We start from the raw sequence: 16,610 nt of genomic DNA, 5'->3' as shown, positions 1-16,610 counted from the left end.
GAACTCTCGAAATGCTTATTCTTGTAATAAAAACCATTTTGCCAATTTAGTATCAGTCTCATATTTTCTGATTTATCAGGAACGGTTTCTGAAAAATTATTTGGCTCGTTATCAGCAAATGTTGCCACTGGTCCAACAATTAATAAGTCCAATGTATGGCTAATTTTTATCTATTATAGTTTTTAAAGAAAAGTTAGATATTATAGTAGGACTTGTTCTATATTTCCAAAATATTTTACAAATATTACTTTTACTCTTGCGAAACTCTTAAAATTTAGAAAAACAAGAAGCCTGTCAGATAATTACTTTGACAGGCCCTTTTTGTTATAAAATTAAGTTTTTTATTGCATAAAACTAAGAAATAAAATTACTATTTAGCAGCATACTGACCTGCTAATCTGCCAAAGGTTTGAGCATGACTGCATGTTAAACCAGGAACTCTGTCTTCGTATGAACCCCAGAAAAATCCTCCGGAACAATTACCGGCAGCATACAAGCCTGGAATTGGTTGATTAGTACTATTAAGCACTTGCATGTACTTATTGATATGCAATCCATCTAAAGTTGCTAGTAAAATACCGCTAAACCACGCACCATAATATGGTGCACCTTCGATCGACAGCAAACGTGATTTTTCCTTGCCGAAATCCTCATCTACACCTTTATGAGCCAGTTCATTATATCGAGCGACAGTCTTTTCTAATTGATCTTGAGGCAATTGCAGCTTTGTAGCCAGTTCAGAGATTGTATCTGCTTTTTGCACCAGACCTTCTTGAATCTTTTCTTCATTTTGTTTTTTGCGACCAGCTATCTCTTTATTCCCCGGCCAGCCAACACGGGAACAGCCTAAAGTATGAAACTCTTTTAAACGATTCATAGTTTCTTCATTCCAGATTAAAACTTCAATATTACCCGGCTGATGCATTAAAGCATTCATGTCAAACTGATAAGGCGCACTCTCATTGAAAAATCTTTGACCATTTAAGTTGACCTTTAAAAAGGGGAAGGACCCAATATTGTACTGATTATTTCTCCAGTCAATGTGATACGTGTCCTTGGTGTTTGTACCTACGGGAACGGCACCTCGATCAAAAATAATTGATGCTGCCTCATCATCCTTAACAGCCCCTACCTCTAGAGCCGCAATAATACCAGAACCATCATCACGAGGACTTTGGGTAAAGCAACATTTCTTCAAAATTGTAGGATTCCATTTTTGCAATAGTGCTTTATTGGCCCCATAACCTCCGGTACATAAAATAACGCCCTTTGTTGCACTTATTTCATAAACTTCATTTGTCTTAGTATCTTTTACCTGAACACCAACGACTTTTCCATCACTTGCAGTTAGTAAATGTTCAAGTTTAGTATTAAATCTATATTCAACACCTAATTTACGTGCGTAATCAATGAGGTAATTGCCATAATCCTTATCATCGGAGTGATCATCTTTGGTTACATGATGTTCAGTTGGAAAAGCCTTATTGATCAAGGTTTCATAATGCGCATCTTTTTCACTGTACAAATGTGCCCCATTTGGTTTTAGAACTTTTTCTTCCAGCCAATCCATGGTTTTACCAGAATTTTCTACCCATGTGCGTATTAAGGATTGGTCAACATTATCTTGGGTAAAAGCAGTTAAAAATTGTACTAAATCTTCTTGATCAATATGAACCCCCGCCTGATCTTGAGCCTTAGAGTTAACTCCTCCAAGCCAGTGACGGAATAGGTGCTCGACCGTACTGCTTTTATCAATTACTAAAACTTTTGCTCCTGCTTCAGCTGCTGCCGTTGCAGCAAAACTACCTGAATTAGAGCCACCTACTACAAGAATATCATATTTATTTTTCATTTTTATCTCCTTATAACGGGTACATTAATTGTGTTACTACGCAGCCTAAAATACAAAGTATGACGGCTAGAGGTAATCCACACTTTAAAAAATCATTTAATTTATAACCACCTGCATCCATTATTAGTGGCAAACTATGCCCACCAATTGGTGTTAAGAAACTAAAAGAACTTGCGGTAGCAGCAGCCAGAACTGCCCCTCTGGGATCAAGTCCCATTCTTAAACAAGTCAGTGTCCACAAAGGTACCAAGATTGAAACAGCAGCTAAACCACCGATCAAATTTGCTATAATGATTGCCACTAAGAAAAACAGACCCATCATTAAAAATGGATTACTGATGCTCTTAGCAACGTTTGCCATAGCATTGCCCACCATTTTGCCGGCACCAGTAGCTTGTAAAGCATCAGCTAATCCCAGCATTCCAGCAATTAATAAAATAATATTCAAGTTTAAAGCATTTAGAGCTTCTTTATTACTTAAAACACCAGTTAATACCATCAGTAATGCACCTGCCAGGGCTATAATATATGAATCAACATGGATGTATGATGAAAAGATCATTAAAATTATGGTAACAGCACTAATTGAAATTCCTAAAATATTCTTACTTTTTGGTAAGACTTCCTCCTTTTTATTTTTTGAATACTCGGGGGAAGATTTTTTAAGATCATCATTGCTCTTATTCGGAAGCAATTTTGGGCCAATAAAAGTCATATAAAGAATAACGGCTACCAAAAAAGGTATTCTGGCAATCAAGAAATCGTTGATATTAACGGGAGCTTTAGCTCCTAACTTCATCATGACACTTGACCAAGACATATTTAAGGCACCAACGCCTAAAAACCAAGAGCCAGCGGCAGAAACCGCAGTGACTTCAAAGGGATATAAAATTTTACTTCTCGATAGACCAATATCGTCGCAAATGCCACAAAGTATCGGCAGCATAATAACTAAGGCAATTGTACCGTTTGATACTATGGCTAAAAGCGCTGCAATTATACAAGTAAAAAAGTTTAACAATCTTGGATTATCTTTAAATTTTTCGACAAATTTCGCGGCTGTTGTAATAAGCGTGGTTTTCTGTATTCCCTTTCCTATTACAAACATTGCAGCAAACAAAATTACGGATGTATTAGTAATATTTCCAAACGCTCTTTGAGGTGGTAATACTTGAAAAATTGCTAAAGCAAACATAACTATGACGCCAATTAATGAAATTGCAATTTTCCCAGAAATGAATGCTATAATAACGGCTAACATTATGAGTAATGTTATAGTCATTGGATTCATGATATTCTCCTTATCTTCTATGTAATTGAACTAAAAATTTTTTATTTTTTTACATCTCAATCACTGCCTTCGTTTTATTAGGATTGTTTTCGCTTACAGAATTGAGTTTATCATCGAGAAAATTGTATGATTAATATGAAAGAGAATAGATGTATAGAAAATTAGAATAAATAAAATGAACTCCACACAAATTAAATGCTTCCTATCCCTAGGAAAAACCTTAAATTTTACTCAAACAGCTCAGGAATTATATCTCGCGCAACCTACAGTATCTAAAAATATTCACAATTTAGAAAAAGAAATTGGAGTTACCTTGATATGGCATAATCATAGGCAAATTCAACTTACAAAAGAAGGACAATACTTTTATCAAATACTGTTAAAGTTGACAACTGAAATGGAAAATGCAATCAAAAAAATGCAAGATAGCAAAATAACTACTCTTCATACCATTTCAATTGGTTATTCGGGATTGCCTTTTGAAAAACAATTCTTGCCTATTTTTATTCAACTCATGCAACAGAGAAGCAAATGGAATATTGAACTTAAAGAAATCAGTCTAAGTCAGCCTGGAATTTTAGATAAAATAGCAAAACATGAAATTGATTTTATGATTTATCAGTCAGACTTTTTCGCACAAAATAGTCTGCCATACTCACCGATGATCGAAGCAGGTTTCTCGGTGATCATCCGTAGAGATAGTCCGCTGAAAAAATACGCTCAAGTGCCAATTTCTGCATTAAACAAAAAAATTTTTCTCTGGGATGGTAAGACTCCTTTATCTTCTGTAGCAAAATTAAAAAGAGCATTAAAAGAAAAAATTTCTGATAATGCTCTTGAAATTCAAATTATTCATAAAGTTTCGCTAGCTACCATGCTGGTTCAAGCAAAAGATGGCATCGCCATTGTCCCCAGTTTTGCCTATGATTACAATAATCAAGATGTGTTTTACCGCTATCTTGATTGGGATTATACAACTAAATATGGTCTGGGATATGTCAAAGAGAAAGAAAGCGCGCCTTATTTTAAGGACGTGATAATTAATATGCGCAAGGCAATAAATTTGATCAAAGAGAAATGGAATAATTAAACTTAAGTCTGATAGTATTTCTTCATTGCCACAACCATCAAAGTTGTTTTTTTATTTTACTAATTGTCTCGGTTTACTTGCAAACAAAATTTTTCCACTCTCTTATCAGCATACGATTCAATATCAATAACCAAATCAGCTTGACCAATTAAACATAAATTATGTTCGACGATGATTATAGTTAAATCGCCTTCTGCAATTGTGTTTTGAAAAAAATCAATTAAATTTTGAATATTATATTCTTGTAAACCACTTGTGAGCTTATCCAAAATTAAAATTTTACTTGTTTATTTTATAAAAATTTGACTAATTTGGAACGTTGCAGTTTACCATCGAAAAAAGTATCTAAAGATTGATTCAACTTAATATAATTAAGACCTATTTTTTAAAAACAGTCATTGGAGATTTAAGAGTAAGACAGCTTGCAGCTAAAAAGGTGTCCTAATTTTGGGGTTCACATCACCTTGCACTATTTTTAATATATTGCCAGGGGCTCTTTATGATCTGGCTTCGGATAAGCTTGTTCCAAAACTTGTAAGTCTTCCGGAGTTAACTCAATATCTAACGCTTTCAGATTAGATAATAAGTGCTTTGAACTACTACTTTTTGGTATCGCCATAACATCTGGTTGTTGCATTACCCAAGCAAGCAAAATTTGATAAGGACTTGCCTCATGTTCTTCAGCAACTTGTAAAACCGCCTGGTTTTTCATCATTGTGCTGCCCATTTTTGGTCCACGTCCTAAAGGACTATAAGCAATTAATGGAACTTGATGCTCTCTTTGCCAAGGTAAAAGACTATATTCAATTCCCCTAGTTTCTAAATTATATAAGTCCTCATTAACAACACAATTTTGGCCTTCTGGCAGTTGCCATAATTCTTCCATATCATCGATGTCGAAGTTTGATACGCCCCAAGACCGAATTAGTCCTTCATCTTGTAAGGACTGCAGTTCTGAAACAGTCTCTGCCAGAGGTACCATTCCGCGCCAATGATAAAGGTACAGATCCAAATAATCAGTTTGTAATCTTTTTAGACTGGCTTCCAAGCTTTGTCGCATTTTATGGCTAGAAGCATTTTGCGGCAAAACCTTGGAAATTAGGAATATTTGTGATCTTTGATAGGGCTTTAGCGCCTCAGCCACTAATTCTTCCGAACGACCGTTACCATACATTTCGGCTGTATCAATCACCTTTAAACCTGCATCAAGTCCTGCTCGAATAGCTTTGATTTCCTCTTTTCTAACTTTGGGATTGTCCCCCACTTCCCAAGTTCCAATACCTAAAGCTGGCAAGACCTGATTATTGATAGTAATATTTTTCATAAGTTGCCTCCTTATGTTTCCATTTTAAACTATTGTGTATATATGATTATTTAAATTTTAGCGTAAAACTCAATTTTATATAACCTACACTATAAATTTTCAAACCTAATATAATTAATTGTAACACTTGTTCCACTAGTCTCTATTTGTGCAAATCCACCTTTAAGTTGAAATATCAAAACATTAGCAAAAAATTAGGTAAAATCATATTGTATTATTTTTCACAAGCTTTGCGATTGTATTTTTTAGAGTGGCAATATAGAATCAAAAATAAAAAGGTGAATTTCAATGAAAAATAATTTAACAAATTCATTTCACTTATCTGGTAAAAAATGGTTACTAATATTATTAGCGAATATAATTGCATACTGTTGTTTAATCATGCCTGGTATACAAGTGTCGGACTTCTTGGTCTTTGATGAAAATCATCCCTCTTTAGCAGCTGCTTGTTTTCAATTGTTAATTGTAACCATTTTTTTAGTAATTCAAATAATCGGTGTACAAATTGCTACTGACAAAAGATGGCACCAATTATTTCATGTACCACATGCTAAAGAATGGCTTTGGATTCTTGTCTTTTTTATCTTTGCCTATATTGTATCAGTTTTATCAGGAACTATTTCTCAAAAATTATTTGGCTCTGTTTCGGGTAATGCAGCTGCAGGATTGACTATGAAGACGCCTCATGTTTGGTTAATTTTCCTTTATCAACGCTTTAGCAGCGCTATCCAAATACTGGGTGAAGAATTTTTAGCGATCATGCCTTTATTAGCTGTAACCCAGTTAGCTAATTCTTGCCATATGCCTCACCCTCTATTATGGGGTAATATTGTTTCGGCTTTAATATTTGCCCTACTGCACTTGTCAACTTATGACTACAATCTGGGTTATGTCATATTAGGATTGGCATTTACACGTCTAGTTTTAAATTGGGCTTTCATCAAAACCCATAATATTTGGGTCAGCTTTTTAGTCCACTTCTTATTTGATACATTAGCTTTCCTAATTTTATTGTTAGCGACAAAGTAGAAAAGTATTTTGAATAAATTTAAAATCATAACTGAAATTTTTTTGGTTATGATTTTTATTTTCGCTCTAAATTAGATCTTCTTAGGAAAAAGAAATGATACTCAGTTAGACTCAATATTGCTTACAAGTCTACTATAGAATAAAAAATAGTTTTAATTTATAGTAGTGGATTTTTAACACAATAACAAATGCGATTATGTGTTTTATATTTGGCGCCTTGTTAGTTAATGTGATAATTGTTACAATTAGACACAAGCAGTCAAAGTTGAAAATTCAAAAGTTGAGTTAAGGTGGGTAGTCAAAATGAGCGGTGATGTTGAACAAAGAATCTTATTAGCTTTTTCACAATTATTAATTCACAATGGCTATCAAAGAACCACTACTAAAAAAATTGCTCAAGTTGCTCGAGTTAACGAAAGCACCTTGTTTAGGCATTTTAAAGATAAACACGGCATTTTACAGCAACTTGTATCTGAGTACCATAATGATATACAACTAATCGGTAAAAACTATCAGTTAGTCGGCGATTTAGAAAAGGACATTATAAATTTGTCTAATATATGTCAAAGCTTCATAGAGCAACATCTAGCATTGTTTTTAACCGGCATTCGTGAATCTCAAAATTTACCGGAACTGCAAACAGTGATAAAAAAACTACTTGATTTACTCAGAGAAATTTTAACTGAAGAGTTTGAGCAAATGCAGAAGAAAGGAGAAATTGCTAAAGATATAGATAAAAAGGTTGAGATTGACAACTTAGTTTTACTCAATTTAGGTCAAGCTATCATGCAGCATTCTTTTCCTAATTCTGTTTTTCAAACTCAGTCAAACGCTTTTGTGCAAAATAATATTCGCACCTACGCTCACCATTTAAAGCCTGGAAATTAACAAAACAGCCAGTTGAATTTATTGTCCAACTGACTGTTTTTTTATAATGAAAAATTTGCAAGTATATGATCACTTTTTGTTATTAAGATAAATATTGCTGTCATTTTTGGAGTCAATAGTATAAACCATTTTATCTCCTCTTACCACATAATGTGAAAACTCTAGTGGTTGATCAAATTGATTATAAACAGTCTTGTTCACATCAAATAGTGGCACTACATTTGTTAATGCCAATAATCTAGCTTGCTCACTGCTGGGTAAGATGGTACTAATTTCACGATATGAACTTGCTAAAGTTTCATGATACTTATCTGCTAGGTATTGGTATAGTGAAGTGTCTTCATGAATATTTGTGAGCAAATCAGGAAAACGTTCACCTGATAACCACGCCTCATCAATTGCCATCGGCACGTTTCCTGTTTGGGATATTCTTTTAATGTAGACTAAATCTGCTTGTTCAGGCAATTGTAAAATCTTAGCAATTTGAGCATTTTGTAATATTTCTCTTCTTAAAATGACCTTTTTATTTGTCTTAGATCGCGACTCAGCAAATTCAGAAAATCCTTCAATTTGTTCCAGCCTCCCCGTCAACTTTTTGACATTAACATAGGAGCCTTTACCCTGGATAGTAACTACCAGTCCTTCATCGGTCAGTAATTTCAGAGCTTTACGCACTGTTATTCTGCTAACCTGATATTTTTGACATAAATATTGTTCACTTGGCAATTTTTCGTCAGTTTTTAAGATGTTTTGCTGAATCTTTTGTTTAATATCTAAGTAAATTTTTTTGTAAAGTGGTACACCAGCAATTGTTTTTACAGAATTCATTATCACACTTCCTTAATCATTCAATATTACTAAATTAAAATAGAAATAACAAACTCAAAGATTAGTATAACAGTCATTTAAAATTATAACTGTATGAAAAGTTTGGGCGATTATACTAACTAAAAAACTCTAAAAATATTTTAAAGCCTGAAATATTGCTTTAGAGCCTTAGCTATAAAAGTTTTTCATCAGAATTTTTTATAAATAAATTGTCAAACTTTTGATTTATTTAAACAAGTGGCTCATCCAAAACAAAAACCGCTAGCTTTTACGCTAACGGTTTTCATAAGCCCTTATTTCAAGGATCTTTGATATTTTCGTAACTTCTTTAAAGCCCATTCATAATGACTGCAAGTATTTGCAATGAAGTAAGTACCTAATGCATTATTACCAGTCCAAGGAATAACATTTTTTTGAAAGAGTTGTTCTTCCGTAAAGGTATCAAGAAAAGCCATCGTTTGTGTATGACTAGTTGCCAGCAGCTTTTCTGCTTCTGCAAGTGAGGTAGATTGGTGCTTTTGCCAAAATTCTTGATTCATTTCACCATAATTGCGCCAATTATACCCTTCAGGCAGAAATTCTTTGCTTTTACCGGATTGATTACTCTCAACCCATTCTAGCAACAATTTTTGCCATTCATATAAGTGCATCAAAACATCACGTACATTATGATCTCTCTTCCAATGAGCTTCTTTTAATTTACTCGTATCAAAATTGAAACTGCCAGTGCGAGCTTTTTCCGGCAACTTAGCAATTAAGTCAACTATCTTTTGGTATGACAAATTACTTGCATCAACTAATTCTTGCTTGCTTTTAGGACGTGGCATCTGTTTTTCCTTTTCTTGATAATATTAAAAATTAATTATCAATATTTTATCATAAAGGGTTTTACTTAGTCCACGACCCATCGTCTATTACATAGTGACCATTGCCTAAATCTGCCATTTCCTTATTTTCATATTGTTGCCTAAAAGCATGATAATTTGATAATTTTTTATTTTGTTCAGCTACTGGATTAGTAGTGGGAATAGCAGTTAGCAAGCTTTTAGTATAAGGGTGTACAGGATCGTCAAATATTGCTTCCGTCGGCCCAATTTCGACAATATGTCCCAAATGAATTACACCTATATGACTTGAAATGTGCTTAACCATTGCCAAGTCATGGGCAATAAAGAGCATGGCGCTACCACTTTCTCTTTGTATTCGTTGGAGAAGATTGACAACCTGAGCTTGTACTGAAACGTCCAAAGCAGAAATAGCTTCATCCGCAATAATAAGTCTAGGATGCATGATAACTACTCTAGCAATACCTACTCTTTGTCTTTGGCCCCCTGAAAGTTCTTGCGGGTAACGATTAACAAAGGATGAGTCAAGACCAACTATTTTTAACATTTCAATAACCTTTTGCAGTTTTTCATCCTTAGATAATTCTGGGTAATGAATATCTAACCCCAGCTTGACTATATCACCGACTTTTTTACGAGGATTTAGTGAAGACATAGGATCCTGAAAAATCATCTGCATGTCTTTGCGCAATTTAGCAGTCTGCTTTTTACTTAACTGACCTGCTATTTGTTCACCTTCAAAAATCACCTCGCCTGCAGTAGGCCAATAAAGACGAATAATAGAGCGGCCAATAGTGGTCTTTCCACTTCCTGATTCACCTACCAGGCCAAAAGTTTCACCATTAGTAATATTAAAAGAAACATCATCTACCGCTTTAACTACTTTTTTATTTGCAACTGGAAAATATTGCTTCAAATGATGAACTTCAAGGATATTTTTAGTCATTGCTTATGATGCCCCCTTCATTTTTAAAATTCGCTTTTGCAAAACTGCCGGAATTGGTACTTTGGGAGCTCTTTTATCTAAGAGCCAAGTTGCAGCGTAATGGTGGTCATTAATTTTAAACATTGGTGGTTGCTTTTTAAAATCAATGTTTAAGGCGTACTTATTTCTCGGAGCAAACGCATCACCAACAATCGGCTGTGTCAAGTCTGGAATCGTGCCAGCAATAGTTGGCAGTTCGTCAACTTTTTCATTGATATCAGGTACTGATTCAAGCAGTCCCCAAGTATATGGGTGGCGAGGTTCAAAAAAGATATCTTGACTTGTTCCTGTCTCAACTATTTTTCCAGCGTACATGACGTTCACATAGGTTGCAATATTAGCAACTACTCCCAGATTATGAGTGATAAAAATGACAGATAATTTCCTACTCTTCTGGATATCTTTAATCAGGTTCAAAATTTTAGCCTGGATAGTAACATCCAAACCCGTAGTTGGCTCGTCACAGATCAGTAAACTGGGATTTCCTGCCAAGGCTATGGCAATAACAATTCTCTGTCTCATCCCTCCAGAAAGCTGATGCGGGTACTGGTTTTGCACAACTTTCATGTTTTGAATACCAACAGTTTCAATTAAGTTAAGCACTCGTTCATTGATTTGCTCCTTGTTCATTTCAGGATGAGAAGATTTAACTGCCTCAGCAATTTGTTTGTTAATTTTCATGGTGGGGTCAAGAGAGGTCATCGGATCTTGAAAAACCATTGCTATTTCTTTGCCCTTAATGCGATTTTGCATAATCTTAGGACTAAGTTTTAATAAATCAACAGTTTGCGGACCATTTTCAGTCTGATAGGTGAAATTGATCTCACCAGATTTAATTATTTGATTAGCCTCTTTTTCGCCCATGATTGGCTTTACACTAGCTGACTTGCCACAACCGGATTCACCAACTAAAGCAACTGTTTCACCCTTTTTTACCTGATAACTTATCCCTCTAACAGCTTGTACTTCTCCATGCTCGGTATGATAGGCCACCTGTAAATTTTTTATTTCTAAAACTGTTTCAGTCATAATCTTACCTAACTTCCTTCAATAGCATCCCGTAAGCCATCTGCAATAATATTAAAACTCAGCATAATTAGTGCTAAAAACAAAACGGGGAAAATAACCATGTACGGATAAACGATAGCCTGTGTGTAACCATCATTGATCATCGTTCCTAATGATGCTAATGGGGCGGGAACACCTAAACCGATAAAAGCCAGGAATGCTTCCAAAAAAATGGCATTCGGAATAGATAACATAAATGTGGTAATTATTTGTCCCAATGTATTGGGTAAAATTTGAGAGAAAATAATTTTAATATCAGATTCGCCCATTGTCTTTGCAGACAAAACATACTCGCTGGTTTTCAGTTCCAACACCTGTGCGCGAACTATTCTACTCATATTAATCCAACCGACAATCATCATTGCCGTAATTATGCTTACTAGACCAGGTTTCATGACCAAAACCAGCAAAGTAACAATAATGATCATAGGAATAGTACTGAGAATTTCTGTTATTCTTTGCATGAATAAATCAATTTTGCCACCAAAATATCCTGAAATCAGGCCATAACTAGTACCAATAACCAGATCAATTGCCATAGCCACTAGTGCAACCCTTAGTGAAACTGAAGTGCCAGCAGCAACTCTTACAAAAATGTCTCTGCCTAAATTATCTGTTCCAAACCAATGACCATTAACACCAGGAGCTAAATTAGACTGGTTAGGATACGGTGTAGTGGGTGAGTATTGACTAAGATGAGGTGCCAGAACAGCTATTAAAGCAATAATAATTAAAACAACTGCGCTAATCACCGCACCCTTATTTCTCAAAAAGCGATGCCAAACCAACTGCCCATATGAATAAGATTTACCAGAATAATGGTCAACCGTTTCAGATTTATGGGCAAATTCAAAATCATCATTTTCTATATTAGTCATAATTATTTGCCCTCATCTAATCTAATACGTGGATCTATTAATCCATAGAGAATGTCAACAATTAGCATAATGCTGATAAAAAGCACTGCATAAAAGAAAGTTATACCTAAGACTACATTATAGTCATTAGCTTGTATAGCACTAATATACAAAGTACCTAGGCCTGGGATAGCAAAAGCTTTTTCAATTACCATACTTCCTGCAAGTAGATCAATCATCAGCGGTGCTAAAACCGTAATAACTGAAATTAGAGTGTTTCTGATAACATGATGTCCGATTAATTGGAACTTTTTTATTCCCTTTGAATCCGCCAAACGATAATAATCGGAATTCATAATATCAATCATGTCATTTCTAACATATCGTTCAATGCTTGCCATAGTAAAAGTACTCAGTGCTATTGTTGGCAGAATACTGGAAACAAATGGCTGACTGGGTTGATATGTTCCCGGAAAGACCATCAACTTGTAAGAAAATATGATTGAAACAATCAAAGCTACCACAAAGTTAGGGAGACTTATTCCTAAAACAGAAATGCCAGTCATTAAGTTATCCCAAATTGTACCTCTTTTGATCGCTGCCAAAATTCCCATCAGAAAGCCTAAAACTGAGCCTAGTACAGTAGCCTGTAAACCTATCTGGAGTGAAATAATAAAATGTTGCATAATCATTGTAGTAACCGGCGTATTAACCTGAACTGTGTACGAAACACCAAAATCGCCAGACAACATATTTTTTAAGTAATTAAAAAACTGTAATGGCACCGGACCATCCAAACCATATTTATGATAAAGTGCTGCTACTTGAGCATGTGACATTTTCTCATCATTAAATGGCGAACCGGGCATAGCCTTTTCCATAATAAAAAGAATCAAAGTAATCAAAAATAAAGTAATCACTGCAATTAAGATTCTTTTCAAGACATACTTTTTCAAGTTTTTCCCTCCTATCTTCTTAAATAAGCAAACAGAGCTGAGATTGTATCCCAGCCCCGTTAATACTTATAGTGAAATTATTTAATTGAAGCATATTTGAAGAAGAATGGTACACCGGCAATATGCATCGGTAAGTCTTTAATATTTGCTCTTTGCAAAACCGGTGCGCCAATTTGATATAGCGGTGGGCAAGAGGCACTGTCAATTAGGATATTATTTGCTTTAAGAAGCAATTTATATCTCTTAGCTTGATCAGTTGTTTGATCAGATTGAGCCATTAACTTATCAAATTCTGAATTTGCCCAGCGGCCGTAATTACTGTCGTTCTTAGATTGATACATACTCAAGATCGCTGTTGGATCGGCATAATCTGGTCCCCAACGAGTTAAAGTAGCATCATAAGTAGCTTTCGACATCTTATCAGTTCTGGTCTTCTTTGCTACTTGCTGCAACGTCACTTTCATGCCAGGAAGATGCTTTTCAACTTGTGCTTTGATATAAGCTGCTACATTAGCGTATGAGGGATCACTGTCATCATAAAGCAGGGTAAACGACCTGAGATTGGTTGCTTTCTTGGCCTTATTCCAATACTTCTTAGCTTGAGCTGGTGAGTACTCGTAAAAGTCAGTAGTTGATTCATCCGCAAAGTCTTTACCAGTGGCTGGATTCTTAACCAAATCTTTCATAACCATTGAATGAGAAGGAATTGAGCCATCTTTTAGAATATGAGTCGTTATTTCTTTCCTGTTAATACTGCAAGAAATTGCCTTACGCAGATCCGCATTATCTAATCCCGGTTTTTTCAGATTAAACATAATGTACTGAGTAAAATTACCAACATCATTGACAAAGTTCTTATCTTTCCTATATTTAGAAACAAGCTGACCACTTAAGTGAACATAGTCTGCACTGCCATTCTCGAATGCAATAGCTGCCTTTTCTGGGTCCGTAATAATATCAAGCTTAACATTCTTAATTTTGACATTTTTGGCATCCCAATATTTAGGATTTTTAACTAACTGGATAGTGTTATCGCCTAATTTCCAATCCTTGATTTGATATGGACCGGAGTAAATTAAGTGATTGGAATCTTGTGCAAATTTTTTACCAGTTTTTTGGAAGTATTTCTGGTTGACAGGGGCAAAATCACTGAATGCCAACAATTTGTTCATGTAAGGTACAACATGATCCAATTGCACTACGAGAGTTTTAGGACCTGCTGCCTTAACGCCCAATGACTTAACCGGCTTCTTACCAGCTACAATGTCATTAGCGTTTTTAATGCCAGCAGCACCTGGTTGGAAGTTAAAGGCTGAGGCAATCTTAGGATCAGACAACCGCCGCCAGGCAAAAACAAAATCATTAGCCGTTACAGGATCACCATTTGACCAATTGGCGTTTTTACGAATAGTAAAAGTCTTAGTGAGTCCATGATTACTCGTTTTAACTTTAGAGGCCAATGCCAATTGGGGCTTATCATGGGCATCAATAGTATAAAGCCCTTCTATTGTGTTAGCTACAACAGTTGAAGAGGTGTTTTGATACGCTAAAATTGGGTCAAGAGAGTCAACTGTTGCATTTTGCACAACGGTAATTTTATCTTGATTTTTAGTACCAGAACTAGAATTTTTCTGGCATCCTGTGATTAGCAAACCTACACATGCTATCGCAGTGGCAAGCAAAGCACTTTTTTTCATAAATATCACTCTTTTCTAAAAAGATTTCTGATGACCAAAGCCACCAGATAGTTGGCAAGTAGCTGCAGCATTTTTACTAGCAGCTAAAGCAGCTTCTTGCAAATTTTTTTGATTCAAATAGGAAACTAGAAAGCCGCCAATAAAGCTGTCACCTGCTCCCATCGTGTCGACAATCTTCCCAGTTTGTGGTTCTTGATAAAGGGACTCTTGCGATGTCAACAAGAAAGCTGGCTTGGCACCCCGAGTTATAACAATGACTTCTGGTCCTAAAGTTAAATATTTTTTAGCAAATCCTTCCACTTGTTCATCAGACATCTCTGAACCAGAAAAGAAAGCATAATCTACAAACGGCAAAACACGTTTAAAATAACTTTCATTACGAGAATCTGAAAAATCAAATGATACTTTAGTAATATGATGCAGTTCATCAAGATAATTTTCAATTCCCGAATCAATTCCAACATGAACCACGTCAAATTTTTTTATTTCAGCAAAATCTGTCGGGGTAAGTCTTAAGGACAACAAATGCATTACTGAATTTTTAGGACCGGGGGCAAAAGTTCTATCACCATCATCCGTGAGAATAACTCGAGGTTGTGCTGTAGGCGCATAGACCTCTCGACAATTAATGAGTTCCACATTTTCTTCTGCTAAAGATTGTTTAATATGCTGTGCCCGATCGTCATCTCCAAACATTCCCAGGTAAGCTGATACGTCAGCTCCGGCCTTTTTGGCATCAACTGCTACATTGACACAATTTCCGCCTGGGAAAAATACCTTTTGCTTGATGTATGTGTCAGCCACATTGTCACCAACTGCAATTATTTTCATGATTTGCAGCCTTTTTAATAATTGAGGTGTCCCATATAACGACGAACATCTAATGAGTGTCCTCTTTCATAAGCAAAGCCTTCGGCTAATTGACGGAAAGCTACTCCTGAAAGAATCTGAGAATAGTATTCTTTAAAGTCGTCATCTACTTCATGCATATCAAAGTCAGCGTCGTCAATCACATAAACTTTTTGACTATGCTTTTTGGCAAAATCGATTACACGTTGATCCATCTTTCTAGTAACGCCTAATCCTTTACAAATGATAAAAGGCACATCAAAATCTGTTACTTCAAATGGACCATGGAAATACTCGGCAGAATTGATGTAACCACTATGAATCCATTGCATTTCTTGAAGCCAGCATGCTGAAAATGAATATGTTTCTCCAGTATTAATACCTGAACCTACAGCATAAATTAATTTTTCACGTTTTAATTCACTGGTCCACTTCTTAGCAGTTTCGCCAAATTGCTTCCTTACCCTATCAGCCATAGTTTCTAAACTATCCAGAGCCTTCAGGCCTTTTTCATATTTATTATCACCAGTTACAGACTTCAATAAGCTAAACAAAAAACCATATAAAACTCCATTATTTAAATCAGAAGCATCCGTTCCTTTGCCCCAGCTATAATGCAAAGTGAAATCTGAATTCTTGTCTAAGTCAGAACCTGCCGTGTAGGTAATGCCAACTGTTAAAGCCCCTTTACCTTTGGCAAAATTGACTGCTTCATTTGTTTCTGGTGTAGTACCAGAATGTGAACAAGAAACAACTAAACTGTGCTTGCCTAAATCGTGAGGATTACGGGTTGTGAATTCTCGTGCAGGTAAAATTGTAGCTGGGATATCGCATTCACGATTGAAAATATATTCAGCTGGCTGCATAAAAGCCATCGATCCTCCACAAGCTACAAAATAAACATGATTAATGCCATCGAGCTTCTCTGTAGCGGCAAGGGCGTTCTTAATTTCTTGTTGATATTCTTTTTTCATTTTTAACCTCTCAATCATTCTTGTTATATGATGTTATATTATAAGATAATCGCTAGTTTTTAATATGTCAAGAGTTT

General features: G+C 35.4%; 16 protein-coding genes. 3 read left to right on the top strand and 13 right to left on the bottom strand.

Annotated elements, in window-relative coordinates:
- Nucleotides 1-370 precede the first annotated feature (370 nt).
- Nucleotides 371-1,852 (bottom strand): FAD-dependent oxidoreductase, encoded by a 1,482-nt coding sequence (locus ACZ2M0_RS01455; RefSeq protein ID WP_490058243.1) that lies wholly within the window; start codon nt 1,850-1,852, stop codon nt 371-373.
- 10 nt (nt 1,853-1,862) lie between these two features.
- Nucleotides 1,863-3,143 (bottom strand): SLC13 family permease, encoded by a 1,281-nt coding sequence (locus ACZ2M0_RS01450; RefSeq protein WP_490058242.1) that lies wholly within the window; start codon nt 3,141-3,143, stop codon nt 1,863-1,865.
- 175 nt (nt 3,144-3,318) lie between these two features.
- Between ACZ2M0_RS01450 and ACZ2M0_RS01445 the strand changes: the two genes are divergently transcribed.
- A complete protein-coding gene (locus tag ACZ2M0_RS01445; RefSeq protein ID WP_338211910.1) occupies nt 3,319-4,233 on the top strand; it encodes a LysR family transcriptional regulator in 915 nt (304 codons plus the stop codon).
- A gap of 59 nt (nt 4,234-4,292) precedes the next feature.
- On the opposite strand, the gene ACZ2M0_RS01440 is transcribed toward ACZ2M0_RS01445, so the two are convergent.
- Together ACZ2M0_RS01440 and ACZ2M0_RS01435 are read right to left on the bottom strand one after the other, a co-directional pair.
- Nucleotides 4,293-4,502 (bottom strand): hypothetical protein, encoded by a 210-nt coding sequence (locus ACZ2M0_RS01440; RefSeq protein WP_490058241.1) that lies wholly within the window; start codon nt 4,500-4,502, stop codon nt 4,293-4,295.
- A 206-nt stretch (nt 4,503-4,708) separates the two neighbouring features.
- Nucleotides 4,709-5,557, bottom strand: a complete 849-nt coding sequence (locus tag ACZ2M0_RS01435; RefSeq protein ID WP_490058240.1) for an aldo/keto reductase — start codon at nt 5,555-5,557, stop codon at nt 4,709-4,711.
- Between the two features lie 288 nt (nt 5,558-5,845).
- Between ACZ2M0_RS01435 and ACZ2M0_RS01430 the strand changes: the two genes are divergently transcribed.
- Nucleotides 5,846-6,586 carry a CPBP family intramembrane glutamic endopeptidase gene (locus ACZ2M0_RS01430; protein ID WP_490058239.1) on the top strand — a complete coding sequence of 247 codons (741 nt, stop codon included), beginning with the start codon at nt 5,846-5,848 and terminating at the stop codon, nt 6,584-6,586.
- 303 nt (nt 6,587-6,889) lie between these two features.
- Nucleotides 6,890-7,474 carry a TetR/AcrR family transcriptional regulator gene (locus tag ACZ2M0_RS01425; RefSeq protein WP_462984975.1) on the top strand — a complete coding sequence of 195 codons (585 nt, stop codon included), beginning with the start codon at nt 6,890-6,892 and terminating at the stop codon, nt 7,472-7,474.
- 69 nt (nt 7,475-7,543) lie between these two features.
- On the opposite strand, the gene ACZ2M0_RS01420 is transcribed toward ACZ2M0_RS01425, so the two are convergent.
- The 9 genes from ACZ2M0_RS01420 to ACZ2M0_RS01380 form a co-directional block, all read right to left on the bottom strand.
- Complete coding sequence (locus ACZ2M0_RS01420; protein WP_338211915.1) at nt 7,544-8,302, bottom strand: GntR family transcriptional regulator; 759 nt, start codon at nt 8,300-8,302, stop codon at nt 7,544-7,546.
- A 293-nt stretch (nt 8,303-8,595) separates the two neighbouring features.
- Nucleotides 8,596-9,129 carry a ClbS/DfsB family four-helix bundle protein gene (locus tag ACZ2M0_RS01415; RefSeq protein ID WP_462984974.1) on the bottom strand — a complete coding sequence of 178 codons (534 nt, stop codon included), beginning with the start codon at nt 9,127-9,129 and terminating at the stop codon, nt 8,596-8,598.
- Nucleotides 9,130-9,190: 61 nt separating this feature from the next.
- Nucleotides 9,191-10,093 carry an ATP-binding cassette domain-containing protein gene (locus ACZ2M0_RS01410; RefSeq protein WP_490058238.1) on the bottom strand — a complete coding sequence of 301 codons (903 nt, stop codon included), beginning with the start codon at nt 10,091-10,093 and terminating at the stop codon, nt 9,191-9,193.
- A gap of 3 nt (nt 10,094-10,096) precedes the next feature.
- Nucleotides 10,097-11,164 (bottom strand): ABC transporter ATP-binding protein, encoded by a 1,068-nt coding sequence (locus ACZ2M0_RS01405; RefSeq protein ID WP_370466786.1) that lies wholly within the window; start codon nt 11,162-11,164, stop codon nt 10,097-10,099.
- A gap of 5 nt (nt 11,165-11,169) precedes the next feature.
- The gene (locus ACZ2M0_RS01400) at nt 11,170-12,078 is read right to left on the bottom strand and encodes an ABC transporter permease (protein ID WP_223902435.1); all 909 of its coding nucleotides are present in this window, start codon (nt 12,076-12,078) and stop codon (nt 11,170-11,172) included.
- A gap of 2 nt (nt 12,079-12,080) precedes the next feature.
- The gene (locus tag ACZ2M0_RS01395) at nt 12,081-13,013 is read right to left on the bottom strand and encodes an ABC transporter permease (RefSeq protein WP_223902434.1); all 933 of its coding nucleotides are present in this window, start codon (nt 13,011-13,013) and stop codon (nt 12,081-12,083) included.
- 77 nt (nt 13,014-13,090) lie between these two features.
- Complete coding sequence (locus tag ACZ2M0_RS01390) at nt 13,091-14,710, bottom strand: peptide ABC transporter substrate-binding protein (RefSeq protein ID WP_490058237.1); 1,620 nt, start codon at nt 14,708-14,710, stop codon at nt 13,091-13,093.
- A gap of 15 nt (nt 14,711-14,725) precedes the next feature.
- Entirely contained in the window at nt 14,726-15,541 is an 816-nt protein-coding gene (locus tag ACZ2M0_RS01385) for a PfkB family carbohydrate kinase (protein WP_223902432.1), read from the bottom strand.
- 14 nt (nt 15,542-15,555) lie between these two features.
- On the bottom strand, nt 15,556-16,533 hold the full coding sequence (locus tag ACZ2M0_RS01380; protein ID WP_223902431.1) for an SIS domain-containing protein: 978 nt from the start codon (nt 16,531-16,533) through the stop codon (nt 15,556-15,558).
- Between the last annotated feature and the right edge of the window lie 77 nt (nt 16,534-16,610).

This window comes from Lactobacillus sp. VURO6/B1 (VP7), assembly GCF_058139575.1.
Note: the sequence above shows the minus strand (reverse complement) of the source record. Positions and strands in the feature narration are given on the sequence as shown.

Excerpts from the sequence above, each read along its gene's own strand:
- ACZ2M0_RS01455 (WP_490058243.1), bottom strand. The coding sequence starts at position 1,852 with ATGAAAAATAAATATGATATTCTTGTAGTAGGTGGCTCTAATTCAGGT.
- ACZ2M0_RS01450 (WP_490058242.1), bottom strand. The coding sequence starts at position 3,143 with ATGAATCCAATGACTATAACATTACTCATAATGTTAGCCGTTATTATA.
- ACZ2M0_RS01445 (WP_338211910.1), top strand. The coding sequence starts at position 3,319 with ATGAACTCCACACAAATTAAATGCTTCCTATCCCTAGGAAAAACCTTA.
- ACZ2M0_RS01435 (WP_490058240.1), bottom strand. The coding sequence starts at position 5,557 with ATGAAAAATATTACTATCAATAATCAGGTCTTGCCAGCTTTAGGTATT.
- ACZ2M0_RS01430 (WP_490058239.1), top strand. The coding sequence starts at position 5,846 with ATGAAAAATAATTTAACAAATTCATTTCACTTATCTGGTAAAAAATGG.
- ACZ2M0_RS01425 (WP_462984975.1), top strand. The coding sequence starts at position 6,890 with ATGAGCGGTGATGTTGAACAAAGAATCTTATTAGCTTTTTCACAATTA.
- ACZ2M0_RS01420 (WP_338211915.1), bottom strand. The coding sequence starts at position 8,302 with ATGAATTCTGTAAAAACAATTGCTGGTGTACCACTTTACAAAAAAATT.
- ACZ2M0_RS01415 (WP_462984974.1), bottom strand. The coding sequence starts at position 9,129 with ATGCCACGTCCTAAAAGCAAGCAAGAATTAGTTGATGCAAGTAATTTG.
- ACZ2M0_RS01410 (WP_490058238.1), bottom strand. The coding sequence starts at position 10,093 with ATGACTAAAAATATCCTTGAAGTTCATCATTTGAAGCAATATTTTCCA.
- ACZ2M0_RS01400 (WP_223902435.1), bottom strand. The coding sequence starts at position 12,078 with ATGACTAATATAGAAAATGATGATTTTGAATTTGCCCATAAATCTGAA.
- ACZ2M0_RS01390 (WP_490058237.1), bottom strand. The coding sequence starts at position 14,710 with ATGAAAAAAAGTGCTTTGCTTGCCACTGCGATAGCATGTGTAGGTTTG.
- ACZ2M0_RS01385 (WP_223902432.1), bottom strand. The coding sequence starts at position 15,541 with ATGAAAATAATTGCAGTTGGTGACAATGTGGCTGACACATACATCAAG.
- ACZ2M0_RS01380 (WP_223902431.1), bottom strand. The coding sequence starts at position 16,533 with ATGAAAAAAGAATATCAACAAGAAATTAAGAACGCCCTTGCCGCTACA.